The sequence below is a fragment of the Streptomyces sp. NPDC001903 genome (assembly GCF_042891345.1).
In the GTDB taxonomy this organism is placed as follows: domain Bacteria; phylum Actinomycetota; class Actinomycetes; order Streptomycetales; family Streptomycetaceae; genus Streptomyces.
In genome coordinates, this window is record NZ_JBIASZ010000002.1 from 373,838 (window position 1) to 385,888 (window position 12,051).

7 protein-coding genes are annotated in these 12,051 nt (G+C 70.6%); 6 read left to right on the forward strand and 1 reads right to left on the reverse strand.

Annotated features, from left to right (window positions below):
* Positions 1 to 76 precede the first annotated feature (76 nt).
* Together ACFYZS_RS05340 and ACFYZS_RS05345 are read left to right on the forward strand one after the other, a co-directional pair.
* Positions 77 to 1,654 carry a purple acid phosphatase family protein gene (locus ACFYZS_RS05340; RefSeq protein WP_389007053.1) on the forward strand — a complete coding sequence of 526 codons (1,578 nt, stop codon included), beginning with the start codon at positions 77 to 79 and terminating at the stop codon, positions 1,652 to 1,654.
* 185 nt (positions 1,655 to 1,839) lie between these two features.
* Positions 1,840 to 2,112 (forward strand): hypothetical protein, encoded by a 273-nt coding sequence (locus tag ACFYZS_RS05345; RefSeq protein WP_389007055.1) that lies wholly within the window; start codon positions 1,840 to 1,842, stop codon positions 2,110 to 2,112.
* Here the strand turns inward: ACFYZS_RS05345 and ACFYZS_RS05350 are convergent.
* A complete protein-coding gene (locus ACFYZS_RS05350; RefSeq protein WP_389007057.1) occupies positions 2,070 to 4,565 on the reverse strand; it encodes a SpoIIE family protein phosphatase in 2,496 nt (831 codons plus the stop codon). The two genes, ACFYZS_RS05345 and ACFYZS_RS05350, sit on opposite strands and share 43 nt — an antisense overlap.
* Positions 4,566 to 5,034: 469 nt before the next feature.
* On the opposite strand from ACFYZS_RS05350, the gene ACFYZS_RS05355 reads away from it, so the two are divergent.
* From ACFYZS_RS05355 to xdhC, 4 genes are all read left to right on the forward strand, one after another.
* Positions 5,035 to 6,684, forward strand: a complete 1,650-nt coding sequence (locus ACFYZS_RS05355) for a purine-cytosine permease family protein (protein ID WP_389007059.1) — start codon at positions 5,035 to 5,037, stop codon at positions 6,682 to 6,684.
* A 502-nt stretch (positions 6,685 to 7,186) separates the two neighbouring features.
* Positions 7,187 to 8,662 carry a xanthine dehydrogenase small subunit gene (locus tag ACFYZS_RS05360; protein WP_389007545.1) on the forward strand — a complete coding sequence of 492 codons (1,476 nt, stop codon included), beginning with the start codon at positions 7,187 to 7,189 and terminating at the stop codon, positions 8,660 to 8,662.
* Positions 8,659 to 11,058 carry a xanthine dehydrogenase molybdopterin binding subunit gene (gene xdhB / locus ACFYZS_RS05365; RefSeq protein WP_389007060.1) on the forward strand — a complete coding sequence of 800 codons (2,400 nt, stop codon included), beginning with the start codon at positions 8,659 to 8,661 and terminating at the stop codon, positions 11,056 to 11,058. The genes ACFYZS_RS05360 and xdhB overlap by 4 nt, the downstream gene beginning before the upstream one ends.
* A gap of 1 nt (position 11,059) precedes the next feature.
* Positions 11,060 to 12,010 (forward strand): xanthine dehydrogenase accessory protein XdhC, encoded by a 951-nt coding sequence (xdhC, locus tag ACFYZS_RS05370; RefSeq protein WP_389007062.1) that lies wholly within the window; start codon positions 11,060 to 11,062, stop codon positions 12,008 to 12,010.
* The last annotated feature ends 41 nt before the right edge of the window (positions 12,011 to 12,051 follow it).

Genomic DNA, 12,051 nt, shown 5'->3' on the forward strand with positions numbered 1-12,051 from the left:
TCTCATGGGGGTTCCGCCCCCGTCCGTTCACCTCCCGGCGAACTCCGCGTCGTCTCGGACGATGAGGTTTACGGCCATGGACCTTCCCGATTTCGGTATCCCCCAGAAGCTCGCCTCCCGGATGAGCATGGCCGAGCAGCACGAATACCTGCGTGCGAAGTTCACCCGGCGCGGCGCGCTGCGCGCGGGTGCGGTGACCGCGGCCGTCGCGGGTGCCGGCCTGGGCGTCGGCGCGGCCTCGCCCGCGTACGCGGCTCCGACCGCGCTGACCTCCACCGAGCGGCGCGGTGTCGACGGCGCCCTGGCCGCACCCTTCGCACGGCACCTGCAGTACGGCGCCGACCCGAAGACGCAGATGCGGGTGTCCTGGCAGGTGCCGTTCGCGGTGAAGAAGCCGTACCTGCGCGTCGGCACCAGCCCCTGGGCGCTGAGCGTGAAGATCGATGCCGAGGTCCGGCACCTGAGCACCCCCGTCCTGAACGGCGGCAAGATCGCCGCGGCCGAGCAGTTCTACCTGCACGTGGGCCTGGACCGGCTGAGGCCCGGCCAGACCTACTACTACGGGGTCGGGCACGACGGCTTCGACCCCGCCGACCACCGCAACCTGGGTACGCTCGGCACCTTCACCACCGCCCCCTCGCGCGCCGAGAACTTCACCTTCACCGCCTTCGGCGACCAGGGCGTGAGCTACCACGCACTCGGCAACGACGCGGTGCTGCTGGCCCAGAACCCGGCCTTCCACCTGCACGCGGGCGACATCTGCTACGCCGACTCCTCCGGTTCGGGCACCGCCGGCGACACCTATGACGCGCGGGCCTGGGACCAGTTCCTGGCCCAGACGGAGACGGTGGCCAAGACCGTGCCGTGGATGGTGACGACCGGCAACCACGACATGGAGGCCTGGTACTCGCCCCAGGGCTACGGCGGCCAGAACGCCCGCTGGTCCCTGCCCGACAACGGCCCGGACCCGGTCAACCAGCCCGGCGTGTACTCGTTCGTACACGGCAACGTCGCGGTCATCGCACTCGACGCGAACGACGTCTCGTACGAGATCCCCGCCAACTTCGGGATCAGCGGCGGAAAGCAGACCGCGTGGCTGGACCGCCGGCTGGGCGAACTGCGCCACCGCCGCGACGTGGACTTCATCGTGGTGTTCTTCCACCACTGCGCGTTCTCCACCACGAGCGCGCACGCCTCGGAGGGCGGGGTGCGCGACGTGTGGGTGCCGCTGTTCGAGAAGCACCAGGTGGACCTGGTCATCAACGGCCACAACCACGTGTACGAGCGGACCGACGCGATCAAGGGCAACAAGGTCGGCCGGAAGGTTCCTATCGGCGAGCGCACCGACCCCACGCAGGACGGCATCGTGTACGTCACGGCCGGCGCGGCGGGGCGCTCGCTGTACAGCTTCCCGGTGCCGGACTCGTACGAGGGCCACGTCGCGGACCGCGACGGCGTCGAGTCGTACCGGTGGGTCAAGGGCGGTACGAAGGCGACCGAGACGGTCGAGTGGTCGCGGGTGCGGTACACCAACTACTCCTTCCTCGCGGTCGAGGTCGAGACGGGCCGCTCCCCGAAGCTGAAGGTCAGCGCACTGGCCGAGACGGGCCGGCGGATCGACCACTTCGAGATCCAGCGGGGGCGCGGCCGCTAGTGCCCCTCGCGGCGCACCCGTCTCCGAAGTGAACGAAGCCCCGGGCCGGCGGCCCGGGGCTTCGCCACGAGGCACGTGTCCCTTCCGAGCGCGCGCGGGCCGTCGACCGGCCACTATTCTTGGTCGTCCTCGTCCGCAGGCAGGACAAGCCGCCACACAGCGCAACGGACAGCATCGGAGACGCCATGGCGATCACCCTGCTCAGCATCGCCCTGGTGGTGGCCGCCCTCGTCATCAGGACGGCGGTCGCCGAAATCCGCCATCCCGGCAGCGGACGCAAGCACTGGAAATTCCTGACCAGCCCACGGGCCCTCGCCACCGGAGCCCTCACCGCCCTGCTGCTCGGCCTCCTCGCCTGGACCACGGCGGGACCCGTCGCGGCGGCCTGGGCCGTGCTCGCCGGCGTGCTCGTCGCCTACGTCGCCGGAACCGACGAACGCGACGGACGCGACGACTGACCGGGAGTACCTTCCGCTGCTGCGGCGAGGGGGAGCTCCGTCCAGACGGTCTTGCCGTCCCGGGTGTAGCGGGTACCCCAGCGTTCGGTGAGCTGAGCGACCAGGAAGAGACCGCGCCCGCCCTCATCGGTGGTTCGCGCCCGTCGCAGATGTGGAGCGGTGCTGCTGCTGTCGGACACCTCGCAGATCAGGCTGCGGTCGCGGATGAGCCGCAGGGTCACCGGTGTGCCGCCGCCGTACCGGTAGGCGTTGGTGACCAGTTCGCTGACGACCAGTTCTGCGGTGAAGGCCAGCTCCCCCAGGCCCCACGTGTTCAGCGTGGTCTCCGTCAGGTGCCGTGCCCGGGCGGCCGCGGTCGGCTCCGCGGGCAGTTCCCAGGAGGCGACCTGCTCCGCCGCCAGCACGCGGGTGCGTGCCAGGAGCAGTGCGACGTCATCCGGCGGGTGATCCGGCAACAGGGCGTGCTGCACGTCCGCGCAGGTCTCCTCCAGTGAGCGGCCCGGCCGGGACAGGGCTGCTCGCAGCCGCTCAAGCCCCTCGTCGAGATCGAGACCATGGGCCTCGACCAGGCCGTCCGTGTACAGGGCCAGCAGACTTCCCTCGGCGAGTTCCAGTTCCGCGGATTCGAACGGAAGTCCGCCGAGACCGAGCGGCGGCCCCTCGGGAAGGTCGGGCACGCTGACCGCGCCGTCGGAGGTCACCACGGCCGGGGGCAGGTGGCCCGCCCGGGCCAGGGTGCAGCGCCGGGAGGTGGGGTCGTAGACCGCGTAGAGGCACGTCGCGCCGACGATCTGCCGGCCCCGCGAACGTCCGCCCGCGAGCTCCTGCTCATCCGCCAGGCGGTTCACCAGGTCGTCCAGGTGCGAGAGGACCTCGTCCGGAGCGTAGTCGAGGCTGGCCAGGGTGTGCACGGCCGTGCGCAGGCGGCCCATGGTGGCCGCGGCGTGCAGACCGTGGCCGACGACATCGCCGACGACGAGGGCCACCCGTGCTCCGGAAAGGGGGATGACATCGAACCAGTCGCCGCCGACGCCGGTGGCGGTCTCGGCCGGCAGGTAGAGGTGCGCGACCTCGACCGCGCTGTACTCGGGCAGCTCCTGCGGCAGCAGGCTGCGCTGCAACGTCACCGCGGCCTGATGCTGCTGCGTGTAGCGGCGGGCGTTGTCGATGCACAGGGCGGCCCGCGCGGCGAATTCCTCCGCGAGCGTGAGGTCGTCCTCCTCGAACGGCTCGGGCCGCTCGGCCCGCCACAGGCTGAGCAGGCCGAGGAGCAGACCACGGGCCGTCAGCGGTACGACGATCAGTGAGTGTGCCTCAAGGCCGAAGGCGCGTCGGGTTCGCTCCGGATCCTGGAAGTACCAGCCGGGGCTGCTCCGGAGCACGGGTTCGAGGATGGGCTGCTGTTCGGCGAGGCACCTGGCCTGCGGGGTACGGGGGTCGAAGTGGAAGACCTCTCCGGTGGAGAACATCACCCGCAGCGCCTCCGCCATGACCGAGTGCACGGCCATCCTGCGGACCGGCCCGCCGCCGGCCTCCTCGGCGGGTTCTTCGCCTCGGACCACCGACTCCAGCAGATCCACCGAGACGGCGTCCGCGAGGTCGGGGACGGCGACGTCGGCCAGCTCCCGGGTGGTCTGGCCGAGATCAAGCGTGGTCCCGATACGAGTGCTCGCCCGGTTGAGCAGCGCGAGCCGCCGCCGGGCCCGGTAGCGGTCGGTGACGTCCTCCACCAGTTGGGTGACGCCGAGGATCTCGCCGGAGGGGTCCTGCATCCGGAATGCCGACACCGACACCACCCGCTCGTGGTCGGGGTCGCTCCTCAGGCGGCAGGGCTGCTCGGTGAAGATCAGGGGGGCGCCCGTCTCCAGCACCCGGCGCAGTCGGGTCTCGATGATCTCCACATCGGGCCCGATGAGGAAGTCACCGATGCTCCGGCTCCGGATCTCCGCCGTGGAGAGCTGGGTGAACCGGGCCAGCGCCCGGTTGATCCGCAGAATGCTGAGGTCGGGGGCGTGGACGGACAGGCCGATCGGAGAGCGCCGGAACAGGCCGTCCAGAACCGACCGGTCCGTCTCCCACCGGAGCACCTCCTCCGCCGGGGCGACGACGAGGAACCACTCGCGGGCCGAGCCGGCGCGGATCACGGCGCGGGCGCGGAAGCCCAGCTCCACCCGTCGCCCGCTGCGGTGCAGCACGGGCAGGATGCCGGACCAGCCGCCGTCGTGCCGGCACGCGGCCGCCGCGTCCCGGACCGCTTCACGGTCACGGTCGTCGAACAAAAACTCGAAGGCCATACGGCCCAGCACCTCATCGGGCAGGTATCCGAGGTGCTCCTGCGCGCGCTCGCTCCAGCCGACGACCCTGCCGTGCTCGTCCAGGACGGCCGAAGCCGAATTGTGCAGCGCGAACGGGTCCTCGGGCGCCTCGCCCGACCGGGGCGCTGGTGCGTCCATCACTGCCACCCTTCGACCTGCCGAACGGACCGCACAGCGACTACTGCCGCGATGACTACCCAGAGTGATCAGAGACCGGGGATTGAGCAGTCGACTCCATTTCAGTATCGCCGCGCCGCTGTCCGTCGGCAGGGGGTCGTCCGCCGAAAGGCCCCTTCGGGCCCGGCCCAGGCCGCCACGGCCCCCCGCCGCGCCGAAGCGCCGGGCCCGGGCAGTCGGCCGGCGGAGGTGGCGCGGATCGCGCGCTCAGGGGCGTACGCCGCCGCTCCCGACTGCCGCAACACGGTGTTCACCACAACGCGCACCCCGGGGTAACAACCGCTTTCTAGCGTGACCGACCGTGCGACCGCAGCCGTGAACAGGGCTGCCGGAAACCACTCATGACGGCCCATCGTCCCCGTCCTGCCAACGGCGCCACACGGGGCTCCGCACCGCATCACCTGCACCCAGCCCCAACGGGAGGCGTGGCATGAGCACCACCGAGTCGCGACGGACCACGGCAGAGGCGAGGAGTACCCCTGCCGACCAGGCGGTCAAGGAGACGCTGGAGGACTACACCCTCCGTTTCGCACCGCGCAGTTACCGCCGCTGGACACCCATGGTCGTCGCCACCACGGCCCTCGGCGGCATCGCCTACATGGCCGACTTCTCCATCGGCGCCGGCATCGGCCTGGCCCACGGCACCGGCAACGCGCTCGTGGCCATCGCCGTCGCCGCGGTCGTCATCTTCGTCACCGGATTCCCACTGGCCTACTACGGCGCGCGCTACAACATCGACCTCGACCTCATCACCCGCGGCTCCGGCTTCGGCTACTACGGCTCGGTCGTCACGAGCGTCATCTTCGCCAGCTTCACCTTCATCTTCTTCGCGCTCGAAGGCTCGATCATGGCCCAGGGCCTCAAACTCGGCCTCGGACTGCCGCTGTGGCTCGGGTACGCCGTCTCCACGCTCCTGGTGATCCCGCTGGTCGTCTACGGCATGAAGGCGCTGAGCACGCTCCAGGTGTGGACCACCCCGATCTGGCTGCTGCTCATGGCCGGCCCGCTGGTCTACCTGATCGCCGAGGACCCCGGCACCGTCGACCGCTTCCTGGCCTACCCCGGCACGAACGGCGACGGGGCCGTCAACACCGCCTCGGTCATGCTCGGAGCGGGCGTGTGCCTGTCCTTGATCGCGCAGATCGGCGAGCAGATCGACTACCTGCGCTTCATGCCGCCCAAGACGGAGGCGAACAAGCGCACCTGGTGGACCGCCGTGGTCATGGCCGGCCCCGGGTGGGTCGTGCTCGGTGCTCTCAAGCAGGCCATCGGCGTCTTCCTCGCCGTCTACATCATCGCCGAGGTCGGACCGGCGGCCGCGCCCGAGCCCATCCAGCAGTTCCGCAGCGCCTTCGACGCGATGATGCCGTCCTGGATGGTCATCCCGCTGGCCGTGGCCCTGGTGGTCATCAGCCAGATCAAGATCAACGTGACGAACGCGTACTCCGGCTCTCTGGCCTGGACGAACTCCTTCACCCGCGTCACCAGGCACTACCCCGGCCGCATGGTCTTCGTCCTGGTCAACCTGGGCTTCGCGCTCGCCCTGATGGAAGCCGACATGTTCAGCTTCCTGGGAAGCATCCTGGGCTTCTACTCGAACTGCGCGATCGCCTGGGTGGTCACCGTGGCCACCGACATCGGCATCAACAAATACGTCCTGAAGCTGTCCCCGCTCCAGCCGGAGTTCCGCCGGGGCATGCTCCACGCGGTCAATCCGGTCGGTGTCGTGGCCTTCCTCGCCGCCTCCGGCCTGTCGATCGCCATGTACTTCCACCTCCTCGGCGACACCCTCCAGCCGTACTCACCCGTGGCCGCGGCCGTCATCGCCTTCGTCCTCACCCCGCTGATGGCCGTGGTCACCAAGGGGCGCTACTACGTGCGCCGCACCGACGACGGCATCGACGAGCCGCTCCTGGACACCGACGGGAACCCGAGCGCGGCCACCTTCGACTGCCACGTCTGCCGCCTGCCCTACGAGCGCCCCGACCTCGCCGCCTGTGTCACCCACGACGCGGTCGTCTGCTCGCTGTGCCTGAGCACGGACAAAGTCGGCGACCACGTCCTGCCGGCCGCCGTGTAGGGCAACCCCGTTCGGGGCCGGGGCGGATCCGCCGGATCCGATACCCCGGCCCCGGGACGGAAGTCGGCGGACCAACGGATCAGGTCCGGGCGCAACTGGTTGCGCGTACGAACATCCGCCGCACGGCGTGGCCCCCGCTCGGGGAATCCACCCACATGCGCTTGACCGATGAACCTGCGGCGACGTAACTTCGACCGCACCGACTCGGGAGCACTACTGGAAGGAGGCGAAGCCGGATGTCGAACTTCTCCGAGCTGCTTCGCCTCGCACACCAGATCGCCTGGGCCCCCGGTCGTGTCGCACACGGCTGCTGAGCAGCCCCCTTCCCGGCGCGCCTGATTGCGGCCCGGGCACCTTCCCCTCTCTGTCACCCTTCACGGCACGCCGTTGCGTGTCGATTTGTCGCGCTCTGAGTTGTCGAGCTGCGACCATCGAAAGAGAAAGCTCCTGAAATGGCGACTTGGACAGTGACATCGGCCGCGCGCCGAAATGCGAGTGCGCCGTGGTAGCGGCGCGGATCACGGTCAACGGGAAAGAAACACCGATTGCACCGGCCGCACCGCACACCACCGCGCTGGATTTCCTGCGCGACCGCGGCCTCACCGGCACCAAGGAGGGCTGCGCCGAGGGTGAATGCGGCGCCTGCTCGGTCCTGGTGGCCCGTCCCGGGGTGGACAAGCCCACCGACTGGGTGGCGGTCAACGCCTGCCTGCTCCCGGTCGCGGCGCTCGACGGCCAGGAGGTCATCACCTCCGAAGGCCTCGCCACGGCCGGCGAGCCCGGTACGCCGGCCGCGTTGCACCCCGTGCAGGAGGAGATGGCCGTACGCGGCGGCTCCCAATGCGGTTACTGCACACCGGGATTCATCTGCAGCATGGCCTCCGAGTACTACCGGCCCGACCGCTGCGCGCACCCCGACCCGTCCGACGACACCGGCACCGGCACCGGCACCGAGCACGGTCCGAACGGCTTCGATCTGCACGCGCTGAGCGGAAACCTGTGCCGCTGCACCGGCTACCGCCCGATTCGCGACGCCGCGTTCGCCGTCGGCACGCCCACCGAGAACGACCCCCTGGCGCGGCGCCGCGAGCAGTCGCCGCCCGAACCGGTCTCCACCGAATACACCAGGGACGACAGTACGTTCCTGCGGCCGGGCAACCTCGCCGACGCACTGCGGCTCCTGCGCGAGCGGACCGACGCGGTGGTCGTAGCCGGAAGCACCGACTGGGGCGTCGAGGTGAACATCCGCTCCCGTCGGGCCCCTTGCGTGGTCGCGGTCGACCGTCTGCCCGAACTGCGCGGGATGCGCGTCGAATCCGACCGCATCGAGATCGGCGCGGCGCAGACGCTCACGGAGATCGAACGCCGCCTCGACGGCAGCGTCCCGCTGCTGGCGGAGCTGTTCCCGCAGTTCGCGTCCCGACTCATTCGCAACAGCGCGACCCTCGGCGGCAATCTGGGCACCGGGTCCCCCATCGGCGACAGCCCGCCGGTGCTGCTCGCTCTGGAGGCATCGGTGGTGCTCGCCGGCGTCGACGGTGAGCGCGAGGTCGCCCTCTCGGACTACTTCACCGGCTACCGGCAGAGCGTGCGCCGCCCCGGCGAGCTGATTCGCGCGGTGCGCATCCCGCTGCCGCTGTCGCCCGTCACGGCCTTCCACAAGATCGCCAAACGACGCTTCGACGACATCTCCAGCGTGGCGGTCGCCTTCGCGCTGGACATCGAGGACGGGATCGTACGCAAGGCACGCATCGGCCTGGGCGGCGTGGCCGCCACCCCGATCCGCGCCCTCGCCACCGAGGCGGCCCTGGAGGGCGAGCCGTGGGCGGCGCAGACCGTCGAGGCGGCGGCCCGGGTGCTCCGGGCCCAGGGCACACCGATGGACGATCACCGCGCCAGCGCCGGCTACCGCTCCGCGATGCTCGGCCAGAGCCTGTTGAAGCTGTACGCGCGAACCACCGAGGCGGTGTCGTCATGAGCCATTTGTCCGAGCGTCCCGAAAAGCCCGTCGTCGGTGTCTCGATGCCGCACGAGAGCGCCAACCTGCACGTCACCGGCGCCGCGCTCTACACCGACGACCTGGTCCACCGCACCAAGGACGTACTGCACGCCCACCCGGTCCAGGTCATGAAGGCCCATGGCAGGATCACCGCGCTGCGGACCGAGCCGGCGCTGGCCGTGCCCGGTGTGGTCCGCGTGCTGACCGGCGCCGACGTTCCCGGCGTCAACGACGCCGGGATGAAGCACGACGAACCGCTCTTCCCCGATGAGGTCATGTTCCACGGCCACGCCGTCGCCTGGGTGCTCGCCGAGACCCTGGAGGCGGCCCGGCTCGGAGCGGCGGCCGTCGAGGTGGAACTCGACGAGAAGCCCTCCGTGATCACGCTGCGGGAAGCGATCGAGGCGGAGAGTTTTCACGGCGCCCGGCCGGTCATGCTGACCGGTGACGTGGACGCCGGTTTCGAGGACTCCGCGCACGTGTTCACCGGCGAGTTCCAGTTCTCCGATCAGGAGCACTTCTACCTCGAGACGCACGCGGCGCTGGCCCAGGTCGACGAGGGCGGGCAGATGTTCGTCCAGAGCAGCACCCAGCATCCCTCGGAGACGCAGGAGATCGTCGCCCACGTCCTCGGCCTGCACAGCCACGAGGTGACCGTGCAGTGCCTGCGGATGGGGGGCGGCTTCGGCGGCAAGGAGATGCAGCCGCACGGGTTCGCGGCCGTCGCCGCGCTCGGCGCCATGCTGACCGGCCGGCCGGTGCGGGTACGGCTCAACCGGACCCAGGATCTGACCATGTCCGGCAAGCGCCACGGCTTCCACGCCACCTGGAAGATCGGCTTCGACGCCGAGGGCCGCATCCAGGCCCTGGACGCCACCTTGACCGCGGACGGCGGCTGGAGCCTGGACCTGTCCGAGCCCGTGGTGGCCCGCGCGCTGTGCCACATCGACAACACCTACTGGATTCCCCACGCGCGCGTCACCGGTCGCATCGCCAAGACCAACAAGGTCTCCAACACCGCCTTCCGCGGCTTCGGCGGGCCGCAGGGCATGCTGGTGATCGAGGACATCATGGGCCGGTGCGCGCCCCTGCTCGGCCTGGATCCGATGGAGTTGCGCGAACGCAACTTCTACCGGCAGGGGCATGCGACGCCGTACGGACAGCCGGTCACCCATCCCGAACGGATCTCCGTCGTCTGGCGGCAGGTTCAGGACGACGCGGGCATCGCCGATCGCAAGCGCGAGATCGCGGCCTTCAACGCCGCGCACCCGAACACCAAGCGGGCGCTGGCGATCACCGGGATCAAGTTCGGCATCTCGTTCAACCTCACCGCCTTCAACCAGGCCGGCGCGCTGGTGCTGATCTACAAGGACGGCTCGGTCCTGATCAACCACGGCGGCACCGAGATGGGGCAGGGCCTGCACACCAAGATGCTGCAGGTGGCCGCGACCACGCTGGGCATTGCGCTGCACAAGGTGCGCCTGGCCCCGACGCGCACCGACAAGGTGCCCAACACCTCCGCGACCGCCGCCAGTGCCGGGGCGGACCTCAACGGCGCGGCGGTCAAGAACGCCTGCGAGCAGCTGCGCGGGCGGCTGCTGCAGGTGGCCGGAACCCAGCTGGGTGCGAACGCCGCGGACGTGCGCATCGTCGAGGGCGTCGCACGCGTCCTCGGCAGCGACAAGGAGCTGGCCTGGGACGACCTGGTGCGCACCGCGTACTTCCAGCGGGTCCAGTTGTCGGCGGCCGGCTTCTACCGGACCGAGGGCCTGCACTGGGACGCGAAGGCGTTCCAGGGCTCGCCGTTCAAGTACTTCTCCTACGGCGCCGCCGCCACCGAGGTGGAGGTGGACGGCTTCACCGGCGCGTACCGGATCCGGCGGGTGGACATCGTGCACGACGTCGGCGACAGCCTCTCCCCCATGATCGACATCGGTCAGGTCGAGGGCGGTTTCGTGCAGGGCGCGGGCTGGCTCACCCTCGAGGACCTGCGGTGGGACGCCGGCGACGGGCCGCACCGCGGTCGGCTGCTGACGCAGGCCGCGAGCACCTACAAACTGCCGAGCTTCTCGGAGATGCCCGAGGAGTTCAACGTCAGGCTGCTGGAGAACGCCACCGAGGAGGGCGCGGTGTACGGGTCCAAGGCGGTGGGCGAGCCTCCGCTGATGCTGGCCTTCTCGGTGCGGGAAGCACTGCGGCAGGCGGTCGGGGAGTTCGGGCCCTGCGGGATCAGCGTGGAGCTCGCCTCCCCCGCGACGCCGGAGGCGGTGTACTGGGCCATCGAGGCAGCCCGCGAGGCGGGCGTGCGGTACGACGGTCGCGTCCCCGACGGCAGCGGGGCCCCCGCCGACGCAAGCGCTGTGAGCAATGCCTGACATGAGCTGGGTGGCCGCGGTCGCGCGGTTGCGGGCGCGCCGGGAACCCGGCGTGCTCGTGACCGTCGCGACCGTGCGCGGCCACGCACCCCGCCGGGCCGGTGCCAAACTCGTCGTGGGACGGACCGAGACCTGGGGTTCGATCGGCGGCGGCAACATCGAGGCCGTGGCCATCGATCGGGCGCGCGAGCTGAACCGCGCGGCCGGTCCGGATCCGGAGCCGGAGCTGATGGAATTCGCCCTCACCGACAAGGTCACCGGCCGGCACGGCGTGCAGTGCTGCGGCGGAGCCGTCACCGTACTGCTCGAACCGCTGCCGGTGGTCCAGGCGGTGGCGGTCTTCGGCGTCGGGCACGTCGGACTGGAACTGGCACGCATCCTGGCCCGCCACCACCTCGACCTGCACCTGATCGACACCCGCCCGGACATGCTCACCGACGAACGACTCGGCGTGCTCGCGGACGCGGTGGCGCAGATCCACGTGCACCACACCCCTCTGCTCCCGGAGGAGGTGCTCGCGGAGCTGCCGCCCGGCGCCCACGTCCTGATCATGACCCACGATCACGCCGAGGACGCCGCACTGTGCGACGCCGCCCTGCGCACCGCGGGTCTCGGCTCGATCGGGTTGATCGGCTCGTCCGCCAAATGGGCGCGGTTCCGCCGGCGCCTGGCCACCGAGGGCGGCCACGACGCCGCCGCCATCGACCGGATCAAGACCCCGATCGGAATCGCCGGGATCACCGGCAAGGAACCCGCCACGATCGCGGTGAGCGTCGCGGCCGATCTGCTCCGCTCCTTCGAACAGGACCGCATCCCGGAGCGGCACGAGGAACGGCACGAGGCCGTGCCGGACCCGGTTGCCGCGCTGCCCTGCGCGCGCCCCGTCGGCGCTTCCGCACGGCCCGATACGGCGGCCCCGGCGGAGAGCAGGTCGAAGAGCCGGGCTTTGTGAGCACACCCGCCGGGCTGTCATGAAACGGTCATGATCCGGTC

Excerpts from the sequence above, each read along its gene's own strand:
- ACFYZS_RS05340 (WP_389007053.1), top strand. The coding sequence starts at position 77 with ATGGACCTTCCCGATTTCGGTATCCCCCAGAAGCTCGCCTCCCGGATG.
- ACFYZS_RS05345 (WP_389007055.1), top strand. The coding sequence starts at position 1,840 with ATGGCGATCACCCTGCTCAGCATCGCCCTGGTGGTGGCCGCCCTCGTC.
- ACFYZS_RS05350 (WP_389007057.1), bottom strand. The coding sequence starts at position 4,565 with ATGGACGCACCAGCGCCCCGGTCGGGCGAGGCGCCCGAGGACCCGTTC.
- ACFYZS_RS05355 (WP_389007059.1), top strand. The coding sequence starts at position 5,035 with ATGAGCACCACCGAGTCGCGACGGACCACGGCAGAGGCGAGGAGTACC.
- xdhB (WP_389007060.1), top strand. The coding sequence starts at position 8,659 with ATGAGCCATTTGTCCGAGCGTCCCGAAAAGCCCGTCGTCGGTGTCTCG.
- xdhC (WP_389007062.1), top strand. The coding sequence starts at position 11,060 with ATGAGCTGGGTGGCCGCGGTCGCGCGGTTGCGGGCGCGCCGGGAACCC.